Source organism: Ornithinimicrobium pratense (assembly GCF_008843165.1).
Taxonomy (GTDB): Bacteria; Actinomycetota; Actinomycetes; order Actinomycetales; family Dermatophilaceae; genus Ornithinicoccus; species Ornithinicoccus pratensis.
Genome location: NZ_CP044427.1, coordinates 1,252,993 through 1,273,537 on the forward strand (window position 1 = coordinate 1,252,993; position 20,545 = coordinate 1,273,537).

The window sequence follows — 20,545 nt, forward strand, 5'->3', positions numbered from 1 at the left end:
CACGGCCAGGTCAGACCGGGGCCAAGGACGCAGCTGTCGCCGTCGACGCCCTCAGGCGGCGCCGAGGTCAGGGTCTTCCAGCCCATGCACCTCGGGTCGGGCCCGCAGGAAGAGGATCGCGGCGATCAGGCCTCCCCAGACCAGGAGCATGGCCACGACCATCATCACCACGGCCGAAGTGTTCATCGGACCTCCTCCTGCTCGGGCAGCACGGGTTGTTGCTGGGACGCGGGCTCCTCGCGCAGCGGCGGCCAGGGGACGAAGCTCGGGTCGTCGCGGCCGCGCCAGGGGATGACGGTCAGCAGGATCGCGACCACCACCACCAGCCCGATGGTGCCCCAGCCGAAGGTGTTCAGATACCACTGCGGCAGGTCCTCATACCCTTCCACGATCAGCGTCCGTACGCGCTCGTAGAGCATGTAGCCCAGGTAGAGGGGAGCCAGCACCGCTACCAGGCCGATCCACCACCAGCCCAGCCGGAAGGTGGACACCGTGTTCAGGTGGGCCAGCAGCGTCGGACCCTTGCGCAGGACCCAGATCACCAGGACGGCCATCACGATCGCGGAGAAGACGATGCCGATGTTGTTGGCCCACTGGTCGACCGTGTCCAGGGCGAGCAGGGCCGAGGTGGTCGAGAACAGCGCGAGGGACAGGGCCGCGCAGATCACGCTGACCGTGACCGCAGCCGCCTTCTGCCCCAGCCCGAACTTCTCCTGCACGGAGGCGGCGACCCCGAGAAGGATCGAGATGATCGAGGTGAAACCGCCCAGCACCAGGCAGCCGAAGAAGAGCATGCCGAACACATTTCCACCCGGCATCTGACTGATGACCGCCGGGAAGGTGATGAAGGACAGGGTCGGGCCGGTCAGCCCTTCCAGCTGGTCCACGGTGGTGGAGGCCTGCTGAGCCATGAAGCCCAGGGTGGCGAAGACACCGATGCCGGCCAGGATCTCGAAGCTGGAGTTGGCGAAGGCCACGACCAGCCCCGAGGAGGTCATGTTGGCCTTCCGACGCTGGTAGGAAGCGTAGGTGATCATGATGCCGAACGCGATGGACAGGCTGAAGAAGATCTGGCTGTAGGCGGCGATCCACACGGCGGGGTCGGTCAGCGCCGACCAGTTGGGGGTGAAGAAGGCGTTGAGGCCATCGCTTGCCCCGGGCAGGGTGAGGGCCCGGACCACCAGCGCGGCGAAGGTGACGGTGAGTAGCGGGATGAAGACCACGTTGACCCGCTGCACACCACGGGTGACGCCCAGGACGAGGACGACCAGCACCGCGACCCAGACCAGGACCAAGGGGATCGCCACGGCCGGGACGACTGTGCTGGAGATCTCCGGTGCGCCGACCTGCAGGTACTCCCCGGTGAAGAAGGCGGCGGTGTTATCACCCCAGCGCAGGTCGAAGGAGAAGACGAAGTAGCTCAACGACCAGGCGATGACGGCCGCGTAGTAGACGGCGATGACGAAGGACAGGCAGATCTGGAACCAGCCGAGCGTCTCGGCCGGCCGCGCGATCCTGCGCAGGGCCAGCGGCGCCGCGGCGCGGTAGCGGTGGCCGATCGCGTAATCCAGGAAGAGGATCGGGATGCCGGCCGTCAGCAGTGCGACCAGGTAGGGGATGAGGAAGGCACCCCCGCCGTTCTCGTAGGCGACCCCCGGGAAGCGCCAGATGTTGCCCAGACCCACGGCGGAGCCGATGGCGGCGAGGATGAAGCCGGTCGAGCTGGTCCAGGTCTCACGCTGCCGGGACGCCCTGCTGCTGGTGCTCGTCATCCTGGGAGTGTGCGCCTGCGGTGACCCGGCGTCAAGCGTTCCTGTGCGGCATCACGTAGTGCCTCCGCGTTCCGCGTCTGCGTCAGGCCTGGACGTGGCCGGGTGCCCTGCGGGCCAGCAGGTCCACGGCATATCCGTATCCGTCGATGCCGGCGCCGGCGATGACCGCCACGGCGACGGGGGACAGGTATGAGGTGTGCCTAAACGCCTCCCGCGCGTGCGGGTTGGAGATGTGCACCTCGACGACCGGCAGGCTGCTGGCGCGGACGGCGTCGAGCAGGGCGACCGAGGTGTGGGTGTAGGCACCGGCGTTGAGCACGCAGCCGACGACGTCGGGGTCGGTGGCTGCCTGGTGCAGCGCGTCGACGAGCCCGCCCTCATGGTTGGTCTGCCGGCAGCTGACCTGCAGTCCGTGCCGGCTCGCCGTCTGGACGCACAGCTGCTCGACGTCGGCGAGCGTAGCCGTGCCGTAGACCTCCGGCTCGCGGGTCCCGAGCAGGTTGAGGTTGGGACCATTGAGGACCAGGATGCGGCGGGTCATGAGGACAGGGTGGCACAGCTGCATCCGGGCACGAGGAGGGCGGTTACGCTGTGCCGCATGGGCTTCACGCAGTGGTGGCGTCGGATCACCGGCAAGGGTAAGGGCGGCACGGACGACAGGGCCGGCAAGAGCGGCAGGATCGCCAAGGACGGCAAGGACGGGTCGGGATCCAGGAGCGGTCCGGCCGGCAAGGGGGTGAAGGCAGGGCCAGGGGGGCCGGACCACCTCAAGGGGATCGAGCAGCCCAAGGGCAAGCCGGGACGGATGCCGCAGCCGGACCGCTCCCGTCCGGTGCTGGGGGTGGACTCCACCCGGAACGGGTGGCTCGGCGCGCTTCTGGAGAGCAGCGGGCACGGCACCCCGCACCTGATCGCCGCGGCCAGCCTGCAGGAGCTGCTCGAGAAGGCCGGTGAGGTCGCCGTGGTGGCGGTCACCCTCCCGCTGGGACTGCCCGACCAGGGCAGGCGGGAGGCGGACGTCCAGACCCGACGCTTCCTCGGCGACCAGGGCTCGACCGTGCTGACCACTCCGGTGCGGGATGCCGTCTACGCCATCAGCCACAGCGAGGCCAACGCCTTCAACCGGGCCGCGGGCGGCTCCGGCGTCTCCTCCCAGGCCTGGGAGCTGCGTCGCCGGATGCAGGAGCTGGACGCCTGGGTGCGCCAGGACCTGCCGGCGCTCGTGGTCGAGACGCACCCGGAGGCCGCCTTCGCGACGCTGGCGGGCGCGCCGCTGACCTCCCGCCGGCGCACCGGTGACGGCACGGCCGAGCGACGCTCGGCCCTGGCCACCGGAGGGGTCTACATCCCGACCAGCGCCCCGCACGGGATCGCTACGGACGACGTCTTGGACGCCTGCGCCGCAGCGTGGAGCGCTCACCGGGTCAAGAATGGCGAGGCCACCACCTTCCCCGGGGAGCCGCAGCGCCACTCCGACGGCATTCCCGCCGCGGTCCACGTGTGACGTCTGTGACCTGAGCGGGGCCCCGTTTGGGACAATCGGTGCCATGAAGAGCTCCCACTGGTCCCTGACCGTCCTGCGCGTGGCCGCCCTGCTGGCCTCGCTCCTCGCGATCTATCAGATGTTCACCGGTTTCGGCTGGGCCGGCCCCGCCTGGCACGGCCGCGCGGGTGAGCTCGCGTTCGTCCTGGCCCTGGTCGCCGCCGTCGGCGCCTTCGTCTGGTCCCGCCGCAGCGGCAACAAGGGCCTGCTCATGCACGCGGCCGGGATGGCGGTCATCGGGCTGGTGCAGATGGCGCTCGGCTACCTGTCGGTGACGCTGGTGCACCAGAGCATCGGGGTGCTCTACCTGGTCGGGATCATCGCGCTGGCGACGCTGGCCTTCCGCAAGCCGGGCACCGAGCTGGCACGGCAGGAGACCTCAGCCGTCCAGCGCTGACAGCTCCTGGTGCGCCTCGAGCATCGCGGGCCCGTACCAGGTCAAGAGCCGACCACTCACCAGACGGGTCGGGGTGCGGGTGAACGCCTCCGGCCCGTCGTCGTCGGTGAAGACGTAGGGTTCGTCCGGCAGCAGCACCACGTCGGCGCCGGACGCGTCGATCTGGTCCACCGTGACCGAGGGGTAGCGGGACACCTGCCCGTCGGGGTCGGCCCCGTTGTCGCCCGTGCTGCGGCCGGATCCGCCAGTGCTGCGCGGGCCGGCGAAGACGTTGTCCAGACCCAGGACGCGCAGCAGGTCGCTCGTGTAGGTGTCCGGCCCCACGACCATCCAGGGGTCGCGCCAGATCGGGACCGCGACGTGCCGGCGCATCGGTCTCGGGCCGTCGTCGGGACCCCAGAGCCGTTCGACCTCGGTCAGCCATCCAGGCTCGTCCCAGCCCAGCACCTGGGTCAGCAGGGTGCGCAGGACGCGCAGGGCGTCGTCGACCGACTCCACCACGCCGACCCACACCGGGACCCCGGCCTCGCGGAGCCGGCGCACGTCCAGCTCGCGGTTCTCCTCCTGCACGCACACCACCAGCTCGGGGGCGAGAGACTCGATGGCACGGCGGTCCGGGTTCTTGGTGCCTCGCACCCGCGGCACGTCCAGGTCGGCCGGGTGGGTGCACCAGTCGGTGGCACCGATCAGCGCCCCGCGCCGTGTCGCCGCCAGCGCCTCGGTCAGCGAGGGCACGAGCGAGACCACCCGGGTCACCGGGCCGGCCGGGAGGGTGACGGCGGTGCCCAGGTCGTCGGTGACGGTGCGGGAGGAGCCGAGAGGCTGGTGAGCCGCGGCAGGTGCCATGACGGTCAGGCCGGGTCGGAGTCGAGGGTGGCTCCGTCCTCGATCTGCCCGCCCTCGGGCCCGAGTCGCACCGACCCGACCACCTGCACCCCGCGACCGAAGGTCCAGTCACCTTCGACGTCCAGCCGGTGCGCCTGCACCAGGGACGGCGCCCCGTGCGGGAAGCGCTCGTCGAAGGCGGCGATCATCCCGTAGTGGTCCTTGGCCAGGTCGATGACCGGCACGAGATGGTCGTCCACCGTCCGGGTGAGCAGGTAGGTCTGCGGGTCCACGGCATACACGTCCGAGCGCAGCAGCAGCAGCTCGTTGGTGGTTTTGACCGGCACGAACCGCTCCCGGGTGACGCCGATGGAGACCGCGTCCTCGAAGAGCTCGACCGCCCCGCCCATTGCGGTCTCGATCTGGACCACCGGGGTCGAGGTCGGGTCCGTGGGGTCCACGGTCTTGGCGTTGCGGATGAGCGGCAGGGCCAGCACCCCGTCCCGCTCGGTGAGCATGGCGTGCAGCCGCTCGAGGTCGAACCAGAGGTTGTTGGTGTTGACGTAGGGGTGCTTCTCGGCGTCCATGAAGTGCACCAGCTCCTCTGGCGCCGTCTGCCCGGTCTCGCGCAGCACGAGCCGGCCGTCGGAGCGTCGCCGCACCAGGTGGCCACCCTTCTTGTCCATCTCGGTGCGCCCCACCACCTCCGCGGCATACCCGGCCCCGCTGTCCGCGAACCACGCCGCGATGCGGGCGTCGGGGACGGCACCCAGATTGTCGACGTTGGCGACGAAGGCGTGCCGGTAGCCCTGCTCGAGCAGCTGGTCCAGCAACCCGCTGGCCAGCAGCGAGGGGTAGAGGTCGCCGTGGCCGGGCGGGCACCACTCCAGGCGTGGGTCGTCCGGCCACTCCACGGGGCTGAGATCCTCGGCGCGCAGTTTGGGTTCCTGGCTCTGCAGGAACTCCAGGGGCAAGCCGTCGACAGCCAGCTCGGGGTAACGGGTCAGCACCTCGCCGGTGGCCTGCTGGGTGGAGAAGGAGTTCATGAGCAACAGCGGCAGGCGGACCCCGAGCCGCTTGCGCAGAGCCAGCACCTGCCGGACGGTGATGTCGAGGAAGGTGAGGTTTTCGTGCACGGGCAGCAGCGACTTGGGACCGGCCAATCCCATCGAGGTGCCCAGGCCGCCGTTGAGGGTGATGACCACCGTGCGGTCCAGGGCGGCGCGGGCCTCGTCCTTACCGGCGTCCAGGTCGGCGAGGTGCACGGCCGGCAGCGCCGGCTCGACATCTGCCTCGGCGATGAGGCCGGTCGCGCCCGCTGCGAGGGCGTCGTAGTGCAGGGCGAAGGTGTCGATCGCGGGCTGGCTCACGCCGGCCTCCCGCATGCGGGTCAGGGCGAGGTCACGTGCGGTCATGGGGACCAACCTAGCGGGGGCGGGTGGCCATCGGGCACGGCCGCCTCGGCGTTTGTAGTGGGGGGTTGACACAACCGCCTAGTGCGTCCACGATATGGCTTGTATCACTTGGTCGCTACAAGAGGGGTGCCTATGAGAGGCGTCGGGGTTTACCTGTTCTTCCTGGTCCCGCTGGGGGTCGGGGTGGCCGTCGTCCTGGGTGTCGGACTACTGATCCTGCGGCTGACGAGGCGCGGGGTCCGGTGGTCGCAGATCCCCGATCCGGTGGCGCAGCGTTGGCGGACGCTCTCCGCGACGGCGTGGTGGGTGGGTGCCGCCCTGGCGGTGGTGGCCGTCGCGCTGATCGCGGGAGCGGACGACCTGGGTCGGGGGTTGTTGCTCACGCCGCTCGTCTTCGGTCTCGTGCTCGTGGCCGCGACGGGCGTAGGTGAGCTGATCACCGCCCGCTCGCCGGGGCCTCGTCCGACGGGGGACCGGGAGGTGACGCTGGAGGTCCGGACGGTCACCGGTCTGGTGCCGTTGGGGCGGCGGGTGGTCGCAGTGCTCGGGATGGTCGCTGTGCTGCTGGTCACCGTGCTCGCGGCTCTGGTCTCGGTGTCCGATGACCTGGGCCGGGCAGGTCGGGCACTTCCCTACAGCAGCGCCGACGGCGCCGCCGAGGGGTGGCGGGGCCCCTGGCCCGGCTGGTTCTACACGATCCCGATCTGGATCCTGCTGGCGGCGCTGCTGGTGACGGTGGCCTGGGTGTTGCGCCTCGTGGTTGATCGGCCCCGCAGCGGTCCCGGCGCCCGAGAGCGCTACCTGGACGACCTGATCCGCCGGACCACCGCGCAGCGGGTGGTCGCCCTGGTCGCCCTGGTCAGTTTCGGCACCGCGTGGTTGACGGCCGTGATGGGGTTGACCGGACTGACCGGCGCCGGTGACAGCGAGTTCTATCCGGGGACCACCGTCAGCCTGTATGCCGTGGGTTGGGTGTGCCTGGCCGCCCTGCTGGTCCTGGGGGCGGCCAGCGTGCTGGCGCTGGTGCAGCTCCTCGCTCCGGTCCTGCCCACGCAGCCTGCGCCCTCACCGCAGGAGCAAGGTGCCCAGCCATCGTGAGGCTGTCGATCTCCGGGGCCGACCCCCGGCCCCCTTACGTGCAGGTGCGGGCCCAGATCCAGGAGGCCATCAACACCGGCCGTCTTCCGGACCAGACGCACCTGCCCCCGGTGCGCCAGCTCGCGGCGGATCTGGGCCTGGCGACCGGCACGGTCGCCCGGGCCTACAAGGAGCTCGAGGCGGAGGGGTTGGTGCGCACCGCACGCGGTGCCGGCACCCGAGTCGTTGCTCCTCGCGACGGTGGCAGGCCGGGGCAGGACGAGGAGGCCAGACGTCACGCCGCCGCCCTCGTGGGGCAGCTGCGCGGCCTTGGCCTGACGGACCAGGCCATCGTCGAGGTCGTGCTGTCCGCACTGCGCGCCACCCCCACGGCAGACGGGCCGCCGAGCGGCTGACGGTTGCCACCACCCCCAGGCCGCTCTCGAGGCCTACCGGGGGAGCGCCCCGCGCCAGGAGGTGGGCAGAGGTGCGGGGGCGGCTTCGGCACCTCCAGGCCTAGGCTGCGGCCATGTTCGTCACCGGCGTCGAGCTGTCCATCGACGGCGGCTTCCGGGCGCGCTGAGCCCACCCGGCACACTGGGGGTATGCCGTGGATCCGTTCGCGCGTCGCCTGGGGTGCCGGGCTGCTCGCCCTGTTCGCGCTGCTACGCGCCCTGCGCCGGCTGGTCGAGGCTGACGACCGCCCGCTGGCCCTGGTCGTGGCGGTCGGCGTGATCGTCGTCGCAGGGCTGGTCCCACCGGCTCTGGGCTCGGCGGCTGCCCGAGTCGCGTCCGAGCAGCTCGCTGCGCGCAAGGCCGTGCAGTTCTTCGGGGCGGCGGGGGTCAGCATCCTCGCGGTCTACCTCGGTCTCGGGGTCGTGGTCGCGGCCGTCCTGGGGATCGGTGCGGCGGTCCTGGTGCCACTCATCTGGCCGGCTCCTGCGGAGGGACGCCGCCGCTGATCGTCCCGGGTTGACCTGAACGTCAACCCGGGGCCTCGTCTCGTCTACCATCGAGGGGACCCCCACTCGACGAGGAGACGTCAGGTGAAGAACGAGCAGTCGTCAGCACCGTCCGCCAGCGCTGCCCCCGAGCGGCCGCCCCTGCGCACGCCGCAGAACCCGGTCCGGATCGTCACGGCGGCCAGCCTCTTCGACGGTCACGACGCTTCGATCAACATCATGCGGCGGATCATGCAGTCCCAGGGCGCCGAGGTTGTGCACCTGGGCCACAACCGTTCCGTCCAGGAGGTCGTCGACGCCGTCCTGGACGAGGACGCCAACGCGGTCGCCGTCTCTTCCTACCAGGGTGGCCACGTCGAGTACTTCGAGTACCTCGTGCAGCAGCTCGCCGAGGCGGGCGCCGGGCACGTCAGGGTCGTGGGTGGTGGCGGGGGCGTCATCGTGCACGAGGAGATCGAGCGCCTGCGCAGCTGCGGGGTGACGATCTTCAGCCCCGACGACGGGCAGCGGCTGGGTCTGCCGGGGATGATCAACCAGGTCATCAACGACGCCGACTTCGACCTCTGGGAGGTGGGAGGGGCCGACATCGACGCCGTCCTGGCGGGGGACCGCACCGCGGTGGCACGCGCCATCAGCGGCGCGGAGACCGGGAGGATGCCCCAGGAGGACAGGGCGAGGTATGCCGAGGTGGCCGCGGGCCGCACGGCCCCGGTGCTCGGGATCACCGGCACCGGTGGCTCCGGCAAGTCGTCGTTGACCGATGAGCTGGTGCGACGGATCCGGATGGACCAGCAGGACCGGCTGCGCATCGCGGTCGTGGCGATCGACCCGACCCGACGACGGGGTGGAGGAGCGCTGCTGGGCGACCGGATCCGGATGAACGCGATCTCGCTGGAGGACCTGTCGACCGGGGACGGCACGGACGCCGCCGCGGAGGGCCGGGCGGCGCAGGGACCGCGCGCCTACTTCCGCAGCATGGCCACCCGGGGTGACAAGGAGGTCCCGGAGGCGCTCCCCGTCGCGATCGATGTGCTCAAGGCCGCCGGTTTCGACCTGGTCATCGTCGAGACTCCAGGCATCGGGCAGGGTGATGCCGGGATCGTGCCCTACGTCGACACCTCGCTGTACGTCATGACGCCGGAGTTCGGCGCCGCCTCGCAGCTGGAGAAGATCGACATGCTCGACTTCGCCGACGTCGTGGCGATCAACAAGTTCGAGCGCCGCGGCGCGATGGACGCCCTGCGCGACGTCGGTCGTCAGCTGGTCCGCAACCGAGAGGCCTTCGGCAAGAAGCCGGAGGATATGCCGGTCTTCGGCACCTCGGCCGCGACCTTCAACGACGACGGGGTCACCGCGCTCTACCAGGAGCTGCGCAGCGTGCTCGCGGAGAAAGGGCTGGCCGTCTCCGAGGGCACCCTGCCAGCGGTCGATGTGCAGCACTCCTCGACGATCCGCCAGGTGGTCCCGCCGCGTCGGGTGCGCTACCTGTCCGAGATCGCCGAGACGCTCCGGGACTACCACGAGGACACCGAGAACTACGCGCAGGCGGCCCGCCGCGTCGAGCGCCTGGCGGCCGTGGACGACGAGCTGGCTGCCGCCGGCCGCACCGACCACGGCGTCGACGAGCTGCTCGAGCAGGCCCGCAAGGAGCTGCCCGCCGAGATCGAGGAGCTGATCCAGGGTTGGCCCGCCCGGGTCGAGGCCTACTCCGGCGACGAGCAGGTCGTCAAGGTGCGCGAGCGGGAGATCCACACGACGCTGACCAAGGAGACCCTGTCCGGCAACCGCATACCCCGGGTCGCCCTGCCCACGTATGACGAGGCCGGCGCCCTGGTCCGGTACTGGCGCAAGGAGAACCTGCCCGGCTACTTCCCCTACACCGCGGGTGTCTTCCCGTTCAAGCGGGACAACGAGGACCCGGCGCGGATGTTCGCCGGGGAGGGTGATCCGTTCCGCACCAACCGGCGGTTCAAGCTGCTGTCCGAAGGGCAGCCCGCGACCCGCCTGTCGACGGCCTTCGACTCGGTGACCCTCTACGGGCAGGACCCGGCGGAGCGGCCCGATATCTACGGCAAGGTCGGCACCTCGGGCGTCTCGATCGCGACGCTGGAGGACATGAAGGCCCTCTACGACGGCTTCGACCTGGTCAGCCCGACGACCTCGGTGTCGATGACGATCAACGGACCGGCACCCACCGTGCTGGCCTTCTTCCTCAACACCGCGATCGACCAGCAGCTGGCTGCCTTCCGGGAGCGGGAGGGTCGGGAGCCCTCCGGTGCCGAGGCCGAGGAGCTGCGGGCCTACGCGCTGGCGAACGTGCGAGGCACCGTGCAGGCGGACATCCTCAAGGAGGACCAGGGGCAGAACACCTGCTTGTTCACCACCGAGTTCTCCTTGCGGATGATGGGCGACATCCAGCAGTGGTTCATCGAGCAGGGGGTGCGCAACTTCTACTCGGTGAGCATCTCCGGCTATCACATCGCCGAGGCCGGGGCGAACCCCATCAGCCAGCTGGCGTTCACCCTGGCCAACGGGTTCACCTACGTCGAGTCCTACCTGGCCCGGGGCATGGACATCAACGACTTCGCCCCGAACCTGTCCTTCTTCTTCTCCAACGGCATGGACATCGAGTACTCGGTGATCGGCCGGGTCGCCCGCCGGATCTGGGCGGTGGCGATGAAGGAGAAGTACGGCGCGAACGAGCGCAGCCAGAAGCTGAAGTACCACGTGCAGACCTCGGGACGCTCGCTGCATGCGCAGGAGATGGACTTCAACGACATCCGCACCACGCTGCAGGCGCTCATCGCGATCTACGACAACGCCAACAGCCTGCACACCAACGCCTACGACGAGGCGATCACCACCCCGTCGACGGAGTCCGTGCGCCGGGCGCTGGCCATCCAGCTGATCATCAACCGGGAGTGGGGCCTGGCGATGAACGAGAACCCCAACCAGGGCTCGTTCATCATCGACCAGCTCACCGATCTGGTGGAGGAGGCCGTGCTGGCCGAGTTCGACCGGATCAGTGAGCGCGGCGGTGTGCTGGGCGCGATGGAGACCGGCTACCAGCGCGGCCGGATCCAGGACGAGTCGCTGCTGTACGAGCACAAGAAGCACGACGGCAGCCTGCCGATCATCGGGGTCAACACCTTCCTGCGGCCGGAGTCGGAGCGCGAGGCGGTCAAGGTCGAGCTCGCCCGGGCCACCGAGACCGAGAAGCAGTCCCAGCTGGAGCGGGTGCAGGACTTCCAGGAGCGGCATGCCCCAGAGGCGGCGGAGGCGCTGCAGCGGTTGAAGGAGGCCGCGCTGGCCGGTGACAACGTCTTCGCCGAGCTCATGCACGCCGCGCGGGTGTGCTCGCTGGGACAGATCACCGAGGCCTTCTTCGAGGTCGGCGGGCAGTACCGCCGCAACGTATGAGCCTTCCGTCTCACCTGCTGGAGCCGCACCGGGTCCAGGTCCGCACGGTGCGGGTCGAGGGAGCCAGCCACCGGGAGCGTGGCTTGGCCCGCGGGCGGATGCTCGCCGGGCAGATCCGGGAGACGTCGGCGGGCTATGCCCGGCTGTTCGCCCGCAAGGGGATTGCTGCGGACGAACGCCGGGCAGCGGCGATGGCGAGCCTGGACGCGTTGGCGGAGTGGCACCCTGGGCTGCACGAGGAGAGCCTCGGGATCGCCGAGGGTGCCGGGCTGGAGCTGGTCGAGCTGGGCACCACCCTGGCCCGCACCGAGATCCTCACCCTGACCCCGGACCCGCCCTCAGAGTGCTCCACGGTCACCTACCAGCAGCCGGGCGCCTCGGTCTCGGCCCAGACCTGGGACTGGTATGCGGCGTTCGCCACCTCCTGGCACCGCCAGGAGGTGGCGCCGCTGGCCGGCGAGCACGCGCACCGCGGTTTCACCGAGTACGGCATGCCGGGCAAGATCGGGCTCAACGCCGCCGGGGTAGGCGTCCACCTCAACATCCTGCGCCACCGCGACGACCGAGCAGGTGGGGTGCCCGTGCACGCGGTGCTCGCCCGGGTGCTGGCCGAAGCCGGGACGGTCGCTGAGGCGGTGGAGATGATCCGGTCCGCGCCCCTGTCGTCGTCGTCGCTGCTGACCGTGGTCGGTGCCGATGAGGTGGTGATGGTGGAGGTGGCCGCCGGGCGCACCGCGCTGCTCCAGCGGGACGGGTGGTCGGTGCACACCAACCATTTCCTGGCGCCCGAGCTGCAGGACGGGGCGATGCTGACCGACCCGGCGTCCACCACGCACGAGCGGCTGGCCTACCTGGATGAGGGTGCCGGCTCGGCCCCCGCCCCCGGTGAGGCTGGTGACCTGCTGCCGATGCTGTGCTCGGCCCCGGACCGCAACTGCGTGGCGAGGCTGCCCGACCCCACTCAGCCTCCGGAGGACCGGATAGCGACCCTGGCGACCGTGGTCATCGACCCCGCCCGGGGACAGGTCGAGGTGACCCCCGGCATACCCCAGCACGCACCGGCCTGACTGACGGTGCTGTGCAGGAGGGTCCAGGCGTCCGACGAGAGGGGGTACAGCACGTGCGGGGTCGTTCGTCTGCATGGTGGTTCGTGGTCATCGGCGTCTTGTTCATGGTGACCGCGGCGCTCATCTTCTTGCTCTGGCCGTAAGAGAACCTGTGGACGAGCCCGAGGGCTTGTCGGAGGCGCCGCATACAGTCCGTCCATGGCAGCGGCAGACCTCACTTCGGCCACGTGGGTGCTCGACCTGACGGACGTCGATCTCGAGCGGGAGGTCGGCGTCCTCGCCGTCGCCAGGGCCAACACCTATGCCGAGCACGGACGTGTGCGCACCCTGGTCGCTGCCTCGGGAGGGCAGCAGCTGCTCTCGACCGTGGCTGGGGCGGAGCGCTCGGTCTACCAGACCGTCGTGCAGCACCTGGGTGACGGTCAGTGGTCCAGCGCCTGCAGCTGCCCGGTGCGGGTGATGTGCAAGCACGCCGTGGCCACCATCGTCGCTACCCGCAGTCGCCTGCGGGTCGACCACGCGTCACAGGGCTGGGAGAGCGTGCTGCGGCCGTTGGTCGAGGCCTCCGGGCCAGGTTCGCCCTCCACGCCGCAGCGACGGGCTCTGTCGAGGTTGGGCCTGGAGGTCTCGTTGGCGGCGGGGTCGCGAGGGGCAGACGGAGAGACCACCGCGGTGCAGCTGACCCCGGTGCGCGAAGGCGTGAGCAAGCCGTGGATTCGGCGCGGGGCCGCCTGGCGGGACCTGGTGTCCAGCTACTCCTCACCCGAGGTGCTGCCCGCCCACCGGGAGGCGCTGGCGGCGCTCTACCGGATGACCCACGGCGTGCATCACTTCTACGGCGGCACCGAGCTCGCCCTCGGCGGGCTCGGTCCGCTGGCCTGGTCGGCGCTCGCCGTCGCGATGGGCCGAGGGGTGGAGCTGGTGCCCGGCCCGGGGCTGACCGAGGTCGAGCTGGGCGCGGGTCCGGTCGAGGTGGTCCTGGACCTTCGGCGCACCGAAGACGGCGGCGTGCGCATGGTAGCCGGCCCCCTGCTTGACGAGGGGCAGACGGTGTCCGGTGACCGCTTCTTCGTCGTCGGCCGCCCGGGGCACGGGCTAGGACGTGTCACCCAGGAAGGGGGCTTGACGTTGTGGCCGCTCGCGACGCCACCGCTTGCCCCCATCACCCAGCTGCTCGAGCGCGGCACCGCGGTCGAGGTGCCGGCCGGTGAGGTCGAGCGGTTCCGCGGCCACTACCTGGCCGGCCTGGCCCGCTCGGTTCACCTGCGCACGAGCAACGGGTCGGTGACCGCACCGGAGGATCTGGCCCCCCGGGTGCTGCTCCGGGTCCGGCCCCAGCCCGGGCACCGGCTGGAGCTGGCCTGGAGCTTCGCCTATCCCGTCGTCGGCGGTGATCTCTTCGGCAGGGAGGTGGAGCGTTCCTTCGCCGAACTGCCGCTGCAGCACAGCCCGGACGACCCGCCGCGCGACGACCGGGCCGAGAGCGTCCTCCTGGCCGAGGTCATCCCGCTGCTGCGAGCCTGCCCCAGTCTCATCGAGGAGTCCCGACCGGGCGCCCGCCGGGTCGTCCGGTTGCACCCGGAGCGGGTGCTGACCGAGGGCAGCACCGTCCGGTTCGTCACCCAGGTGCTGCCCTCACTGCAGGTCAACGAGCACGTCGAGGTGCTGGTCGAGGGTGAGCTGGCCGCCTACCAGGAGGCCGACGACGCCCCGGTGGTGACGCTCACGACCACCGACGGCGACGTGCACGACTGGTTCGACCTGCACGTGACGGTCACTGTCGCCGGTGAGCAGGTGCCCTTTGAGCCCCTCTTCGCGGCCCTGGCGCGCGGCGACGAGACCCTCATGCTCGACTCGGGCACCTGGTTCCGGCTCGACCGGCCCGAGCTGGAGGCCCTGCGCCGTCTCATCGAGGAGGCGCGCGCCCTGGACGACAAGCCGCCGAAGGACGATCGGGTCCGGATCTCCCGGTGGCAGGCTTCGTTGTGGCAGGAGCTCCAGGACCTGGGCGTCGTGGACGAGCAGAGCGAGCGCTGGCAGCAGAGCGTCGATGCCCTCCTCGCGCTCGCCGACGGTGACCGGGGCCGGGCCAAGGTCCCCGACCAGCTCACCGCGCAGCTTCGGCCCTACCAGCAGGAGGGGTTCTCCTGGATGGCCACCCTGTGGGACCACCGGCTCGGCGGGGTGCTCGCCGACGATATGGGTCTGGGCAAGACGCTGCAGGTGCTGGCCGTGGTCGCGCGGGCCGAAGAACGCGGTGACCTGGTGGAGGGGCCGGTGCTCGTGGTCGCACCCGCCAGCGTCGTTCAGGTCTGGGCGGGGGAGGCAGCGCGGTTCACCCCGCAGCTGCGGGTGGCGACCCTGACCGCGGGGCGGCGTCGCGGAGCACCGCTGGCCGAGGCGGTGGGCGCGGCGGACGTGGTGGTGACCACCTACGACCTTCTGCGCCGCCATGCCGCCGACCTCGCCGAACTGCCGTGGAGCGGCCTGGTCCTCGACGAGGCGCAGGCGGTGAAGAACCGCAAGACGAAGGGCTGGACCGCGGCTCGCGACATCGGGGCGGAGCGCACTTTGGTGCTCACCGGCACCCCGTTGGAGAACTCCCTGATGGACCTGTGGTCGTTAGCCTCGCTCGCCGCGCCCGGCCTGTTCGGCCGGGCGGAGCACTTCCAGAAGATGTATGCCACTCCGATCGAGGCGGGCGACGCCCTGGACGGGAGCGAGATCGCCGCCCAGGCCCTGCTGGAAAGGCTGCGGCGACGCCTTGCCCCCTTCATGCTGCGCCGCACCAAGGCTGAGGTGGCCCAGGAGCTGCCCACCAAGGTCGAGCAGCTGCTGGCCGTCGACCTGGAGCCCGCGCATCGCCGAATCTACGACCGGCACCTGCAGCGTGAGCGGCAGCGGGTCCTGGGCCTGCTGGAGGACCCGGAGAAGAACCGGATCGCGATCTTTCGGGCGCTGACCGTGCTGCGCCAGCTGGCCTTGGACCCCAGCCTGGTGGACGAGGCGCACGCTGGGCTGGTCACCTCGGCCAAGATCACCGCCCTGCTCGAGCAGCTGCGCGAGCTGGCCGCGGAAGGCCATCGGGCGCTGGTCTTCTCCAGCTTCACCAGTTACCTGGCCCTGGTCCGCACCGCGCTGGAGCAGGAGGGGATCGGCTACACCTACCTCGATGGCAGCACCCGCGATCGCCGCGCTCGGGTCGAGGCCTTCCGGGAGGGTGAGGACCCGGTCTTCCTGATCAGCCTCAAGGCCGGTGGGGTGGGCCTGACGCTGACCGAGGCCGACTACGTCTTCCTGCTCGACCCGTGGTGGAACCCGGCGGCGGAGGCGCAGGCCGTGGACCGGACCCACCGCATCGGTCAGACCCGCCCTGTCCACGTCTACCGCCTGGTGTCGACCGACACTGTGGAGGAGAAGGTGGTCGGCCTGCAGGAGCGCAAACGGCAGCTGTTCGCCACCGTGGTGGACTCCGGTCGGTTCCGCTCGGGCCGCATCGGCGTCGCCGACGTACGCGCGCTGCTGGAAGAGTGAGGGCGGTGAGCGCCACTACTGACCCGGCCCGCCCGCCAGGGCAAGCGAACCGGCGGGACACCGCATACCGTGGCTAGATGAGCAGCGATCTGACCCTGTTCGGGGCGACCGGCTTCGTCGGTCGCCTGGCGGCCCGGCACCTCGCTGCGCAGGCGCCTCCCGGACTGCGCGTCACCCTGGCGGGGCGCTCGCGGGAGCGGCTGGAGCAGGTGCGCTGGGAAGAGGGGCGCGCGGACTGGGAGCTGCAGCTTGCCGATAGCAGCGATCAGGAGTCGCTGCGCGAGCTCGCCCGCAGCACCCGGGTGGTGATCTCCACCGTCGGCCCCTACGCCCGGCACGGTATGCCGTTGCTGGAGGCCTGCGCGCAGGAGGGGACCGACTACGTCGACCTGACCGGTGAGGTGCTCTTCGTCCGCGACGCCATTGACCGGGTGCACGAGACGGCCGCGGCGACGGGCGCGCGGCTGGTGGTCTCGTGCGGTTTTGACTCCATGCCCTCGGACCTGGCTGTGCATCTGCTGCACCGGGCCGCGCAAGACGATGGCGCCGGTGGTCTGACCGACACCACCGTGCTGGTGACCCGGTTGCGCGGCGGGGTGTCCGGCGGCACGGTCGACTCGATGCGCGAGCAGCTGCGCGTGGTCCACGCCGACCAAGAGCTGGCCCGGGCGGCCCGCGACCCCTACGCGTTAGCGCCGGACCCGGCCACCGAGCCGCGCGTCCCTGGGCAGCGGGACTCCACGGCGGTCTTCGTCGAGCAGGACACCGGCCTGTGGACCGCGCCCTTCCTCATGGCCTCCTACAACACCCGGCTGGTGCGCCGTAGCCACGCCCTCGCCAGGTCCGACCAGGATCCGGACGGCTACGGCGCGCGTTTCCGCTACCGCGAGCTCATGGTCACCGGGAGCGGTGGCCGTGGTCGGTGCCGGGCCGAGCTCATCCGGGCCGGGCTGGGCGCCCTGTGGCTCGGGCTGAGCACGCCGGGCCTGTCCTGGCTCGTGGACCGGGTCCTGCCCTCACCGGGGGAGGGCCCGTCCCCTCAGCAGCAAGCGGAGGGTCACTTCGAGATGGTCGCGCGGACAACGACCGAAGGCGGACGTCGTTACGTCTCGACGGTCGGGGCGCAGGGAGACCCCGGGTACGCCGCCACCTCGGTGATGATCGGGCAGGCCGCCTTGGCGCTCGCGGTGAACGGGGAGCGGTGCGCCTCGGTCGGCGGTGTCCTGACCCCCGCGGTCGCGATGGGTGACGTCCTCGTCGACCGGTTGCGGGACCAGGGGTTCACCGTGCAGGTCAAGCCGGACTAGGCGCGTCGGTCGCAGTCGGCCACAGGCGTGTGGAAACCCGATGAAGCTCACCTGGCAGTCGCCCGCAGGTCACAGGTGCGCAACGATCCGGGCCCCACGGCAACGTCCGGGCCCCTGAGCGACGTCTTCCAGTGAGAATGCTCCGAACTCTCAAGGAAGGTGCCGCACGTGCGTCTGCAGAGGTATGAGGTACCCGGCCGCCCACAGCTGCCCCGCCGTCGCCTGCTCAAGGGCGGGTTCGGTCTGGTGACCGGGGCCGTGCTGGGTGGGTTACCCGACAGTTACGACATCTTCGCGATGCGTCGGGAGGAGCCCCTGCCGCCCGAGCCCGAGCCCGAGCCCGAACCCGAGCCCGAACCCGAGCCCGAACCCGCCCAGCTCAGCCGGGGCTCGAGCGGCGAGCAGGTGTCCGCCCTGCAGGACCGGCTCAACGCCACCGGCTACTGGTGTGGCACCCCCGACGGCGGCTTCGGGCACCTGACCGAGCAGGCCGTCTATGCCGTGCAGAAGACCCACGGGCTCGTCCTTGACGGGATCGTCGGAGCGACCACCCTGGCCGCCGTCGAGAGCGGTATCCGCCCGGTGCCGGTGGCCGGCGGTGACCATGTCGAGGTGCACCTGGGGCGCCAGCTCATCCTCGTGGTGCGGGGCGGGGCCACCCAGATGGCGTTCAACACCTCAACCGGGAACGGCGAGCCCTATGAGTACGAGGGACGCCAGTACCTCGCCCACACCCCACCCGGCGACTTCGCGGTCTGGTACGTCGACGGCACCGGTTGGCGCGATGGAGAGCTGGGCGAGATGTACCGACCGATGTTCTACTCCGGCAACTACGCCATCCACGGCTCGGACTCGATCCCGCCCTGGCCCGCCTCGCACGGGTGCGCACGGGTCTCGGTCGCGGCGATGGACATGATCTGGGCCCAGGGCCTGCTGGCGATGGGCGGACGCGTGCTCGTGGTCTGAGCCGCGGCCTGACCAGCACGCCGTGGCCTGACCAGCACCCCGGGGCCTGGCGAGGTGCACCTGGCCGGCCTGGGCACGGCATACCCTCGTGCGCGTGGAGACCTTCCTCGATCCCCACCCGGAGTTCATCCCGGTGGCCGGCCGGGACCACCTGGTCTACGTGCTGGGGCTGCTGGTGGTGGCCACGGCGCTGCTCGCGTGCCGCGGCTGGGTGCGGGAGCACGCGACACTCGTGCGCCGGGTCCTGCTCGGGGTGATGGCCGCGCAGCAGCTGACCCTCTACGGCTTCTACGCCGCCACGGGGTGGATCTGGGCCGACTCGCTCCCGCTGCACATCTCCCGGGTGTCGGCGGTCCTGGTCCTGGTCTACCTGGCCACCGGCAGCCGCCGCGTCATGGACGTGCTGTTCTTCTTCGGGCTCTGGGCCTGGGCCTCGTTCAGCTACCCCCAGAACGTCCAACCGGCGACCAACATCCTCGGCGTGAGCTTCTGGGTCAACCATGTGCTCACCCTGCTCATGCCCTTCTTCGCCGTGATCACCACCAGCTGGCGGCCCACTGTGCGGGCGCTGTGGCGGGCCTACGGGTGGTTTCTGCCCTACGTGGCCCTGGCGGTGGCCGCGAACGCCCTGACCGGGGGCAACTACTTCTACCAGCGGGACCAGCCGGTGCTGCCGATGGTGCCGCAGCCCTGGTACCTGCTGCTCTCGCTGCTGGCCACCCTGGCGCTGTTCTGGCTCGGGTATGCCGTGGCCCGGCTCGTGCTGCGGCGCCTAGACTCCCGGAGGTGACCGCCCCGCCCGCGCCGCGCAGCCAGGGCAGGTTCCGGGGCGACATCGAGGGGATGCGGGCCGTCGCCGTCCTGATGGTCCTGCTCTACCACGCGGGGGTGCCGTGGGCGGCCGGCGGCTTCGCCGGGGTCGACGTCTTCTTCGTCATCTCCGGCTTCCTCATCACCGGCCTGCTGGTGGCCGAGGCCCGCCGTGAGGCTCGGATCGACCTCGTCGCGTTCTGGGCGCGCCGGGCCCGCCGACTGCTGCCGGCCTCTGCCCTGGTGCTGGCCACCACTGCCGTCCTCACCTTCCTGGTGTTGCCGGCCGTGCGCTGGCGGGAGACCGGGTGGGACGTCCTCACCTCCGGCCTCTACGTGGTGAACTGGCGTCTCGCGGCCCGCTCGGTGGACTATCTCGCTGAGGACGCTGCCCCCTCTCCGGTCCAGCACTACTGGTCCCTGGCGGTGGAGGAGCAGTTCTACCTGCTGTGGCCCGTCCTGGTCGTTGTGGCGCTGCTGCTCTCCCGCCGGCGGCCGGCCCGGTTGGGCGTGGCCCTGCTCGTGCTGCTCCTCGCGGTCGTGGTGCCCTCCTTCCTGTGGTCCCTGCACCTGACCAGGAGCGACCCAGCCCTGGCCTACCTGGTCACCACCACTAGGCTCTGGCAGCTGGGCGTCGGTGCCGTGCTCGCGTTGGCCGTCACCCGGCTGGAGCGGCTGCCCGGGACGCTGGCGGCCCTGCTGGCCTGGGCCGGTCTGCTCGCGGTCCTGGCGGGCCTGTTGACCCAGGGCCCAGACCTGGCCTGGCCGGGGACCGCGGCCCTGGTCCCGACCCTCGGCGCAGCCGCGATGATCGCGGGCGGCACGGCCACCGCCAGCCCTGTCTGGGCCGCCACTCGAATCCTGTCCTGGGCCCCCTGCAGGTGGTCGGGGCGCTGTCCTACTCGCTCTACCTCTGGCACTGGCCGCTCCTCGTCGTCGCCGCCGCCCGCTGGGGCGAGCTGTCCGTCACGTCCGGTCTGCTGGTGGTGGCTCTGTCCGTCCTGCCAGCCTGGCTGGGCCACCGTTATGTCGAGGAACCGGTCCGGCGGGAGCCGCGCCTGGCGCGTGCGCCGGGGCGGGCGCTGGGCGTCGGGCTGCTCTGCACCGTCCTCGCCGTGGCCTCGGGCGGGGCCCTGGTCCAGGCGGTGGACCGGCAGGTGCGCCAGTCCGAGCAGGCCGACGGGGAGGCGGAGGGTGCCCGGGCCCTGACCACGGCGACCCCGACCGCTGGTGCACGGGCCGGGGACTTGGACGCCGACGCCACCGGCACCCCCACCGCAGAACCCACTCACCCCGAGCCCCCTCACGCAGAGCCCACTCCCGCTGAGTCCACTCCCGCTGAACCCACTCACGCTGAGCCCACCTACGCCGAGACGCCCGGCACGGCCGGGGCGCCCGGCCCGCCCGTCATACCGCTCGAGCCCAACCCGGCCAGGATCACCCCCGACCC

17 protein-coding genes are annotated in these 20,545 nt (G+C 71.1%); 12 read left to right on the forward strand and 5 right to left on the reverse strand.

What is annotated here, in order from left to right; all coding sequences use genetic code 11:
- Nucleotides 1-51 precede the first annotated feature (51 nt).
- The 3 genes from FY030_RS05635 to aroQ form a co-directional block, all read right to left on the reverse strand.
- Complete coding sequence (locus tag FY030_RS05635; protein ID WP_158060655.1) at nt 52-186, reverse strand: methionine/alanine import family NSS transporter small subunit; 135 nt, start codon at nt 184-186, stop codon at nt 52-54.
- Complete coding sequence (locus tag FY030_RS05640; protein ID WP_158060656.1) at nt 183-1,772, reverse strand: sodium-dependent transporter; 1,590 nt, start codon at nt 1,770-1,772, stop codon at nt 183-185. The genes FY030_RS05635 and FY030_RS05640 overlap by 4 nt, the downstream gene beginning before the upstream one ends.
- Nucleotides 1,773-1,854: 82 nt before the next feature.
- Nucleotides 1,855-2,313, reverse strand: coding sequence for a type II 3-dehydroquinate dehydratase (aroQ, locus tag FY030_RS05645; RefSeq protein WP_158060657.1), 459 nt, complete (start codon nt 2,311-2,313; stop codon nt 1,855-1,857).
- 57 nt (nt 2,314-2,370) lie between these two features.
- Between aroQ and FY030_RS05650 the strand changes: the two genes are divergently transcribed.
- The gene (locus tag FY030_RS05650) at nt 2,371-3,276 is read left to right on the forward strand and encodes a DUF429 domain-containing protein (protein ID WP_158060658.1); all 906 of its coding nucleotides are present in this window, start codon (nt 2,371-2,373) and stop codon (nt 3,274-3,276) included.
- Between the two features lie 43 nt (nt 3,277-3,319).
- The gene (locus tag FY030_RS05655; protein ID WP_158060659.1) at nt 3,320-3,712 is read left to right on the forward strand and encodes a hypothetical protein; all 393 of its coding nucleotides are present in this window, start codon (nt 3,320-3,322) and stop codon (nt 3,710-3,712) included.
- Here FY030_RS05655 and FY030_RS05660 read toward each other — a convergent pair.
- Both FY030_RS05660 and FY030_RS05665 read right to left on the reverse strand, forming a co-directional pair.
- Nucleotides 3,695-4,558: a helical backbone metal receptor gene (locus FY030_RS05660; RefSeq protein ID WP_158060660.1), complete on the reverse strand. Its 864-nt coding sequence runs from the start codon at nt 4,556-4,558 to the stop codon at nt 3,695-3,697. The genes FY030_RS05655 and FY030_RS05660 overlap by 18 nt on opposite strands.
- A 5-nt stretch (nt 4,559-4,563) precedes the next feature.
- On the reverse strand, nt 4,564-5,952 hold the full coding sequence (locus tag FY030_RS05665) for a UTP--glucose-1-phosphate uridylyltransferase (RefSeq protein WP_238348571.1): 1,389 nt from the start codon (nt 5,950-5,952) through the stop codon (nt 4,564-4,566).
- A gap of 132 nt (nt 5,953-6,084) precedes the next feature.
- Between FY030_RS05665 and FY030_RS05670 the strand changes: the two genes are divergently transcribed.
- From FY030_RS05670 to FY030_RS05715, 10 genes are all read left to right on the forward strand, one after another.
- The gene (locus tag FY030_RS05670) at nt 6,085-7,050 is read left to right on the forward strand and encodes a hypothetical protein (protein WP_158060661.1); all 966 of its coding nucleotides are present in this window, start codon (nt 6,085-6,087) and stop codon (nt 7,048-7,050) included.
- Nucleotides 7,047-7,445 (forward strand): GntR family transcriptional regulator, encoded by a 399-nt coding sequence (locus tag FY030_RS05675; RefSeq protein WP_238348572.1) that lies wholly within the window; start codon nt 7,047-7,049, stop codon nt 7,443-7,445. The genes FY030_RS05670 and FY030_RS05675 overlap by 4 nt, the downstream gene beginning before the upstream one ends.
- A gap of 189 nt (nt 7,446-7,634) precedes the next feature.
- Nucleotides 7,635-7,991, forward strand: a complete 357-nt coding sequence (locus FY030_RS05680; RefSeq protein WP_158060662.1) for a hypothetical protein — start codon at nt 7,635-7,637, stop codon at nt 7,989-7,991.
- A gap of 84 nt (nt 7,992-8,075) precedes the next feature.
- Nucleotides 8,076-11,411: a fused isobutyryl-CoA mutase/GTPase IcmF gene (gene icmF / locus FY030_RS05685; protein WP_420371873.1), complete on the forward strand. Its 3,336-nt coding sequence runs from the start codon at nt 8,076-8,078 to the stop codon at nt 11,409-11,411.
- Complete coding sequence (locus tag FY030_RS05690) at nt 11,408-12,478, forward strand: C45 family autoproteolytic acyltransferase/hydrolase (RefSeq protein WP_158060663.1); 1,071 nt, start codon at nt 11,408-11,410, stop codon at nt 12,476-12,478. Before icmF ends, FY030_RS05690 begins: the two co-directional genes overlap by 4 nt.
- Before the next feature lie 198 nt (nt 12,479-12,676).
- Nucleotides 12,677-16,012, forward strand: coding sequence for a DEAD/DEAH box helicase (locus tag FY030_RS05695; protein ID WP_158060664.1), 3,336 nt, complete (start codon nt 12,677-12,679; stop codon nt 16,010-16,012).
- Between the two features lie 77 nt (nt 16,013-16,089).
- A complete protein-coding gene (locus FY030_RS05700) occupies nt 16,090-17,319 on the forward strand; it encodes a saccharopine dehydrogenase family protein (protein ID WP_158060665.1) in 1,230 nt (409 codons plus the stop codon).
- Nucleotides 17,320-17,487: 168 nt separating this feature from the next.
- Nucleotides 17,488-18,285 (forward strand): L,D-transpeptidase family protein, encoded by a 798-nt coding sequence (locus FY030_RS05705; protein ID WP_238348573.1) that lies wholly within the window; start codon nt 17,488-17,490, stop codon nt 18,283-18,285.
- 94 nt (nt 18,286-18,379) lie between these two features.
- Nucleotides 18,380-19,075, forward strand: coding sequence for a TMEM164 family acyltransferase (locus FY030_RS05710; RefSeq protein WP_158060666.1), 696 nt, complete (start codon nt 18,380-18,382; stop codon nt 19,073-19,075).
- Nucleotides 19,072-20,304, forward strand: a complete 1,233-nt coding sequence (locus FY030_RS05715) for an acyltransferase family protein (RefSeq protein ID WP_158060667.1) — start codon at nt 19,072-19,074, stop codon at nt 20,302-20,304. Before FY030_RS05710 ends, FY030_RS05715 begins: the two co-directional genes overlap by 4 nt.
- Nucleotides 20,305-20,545 lie beyond the last annotated feature (241 nt).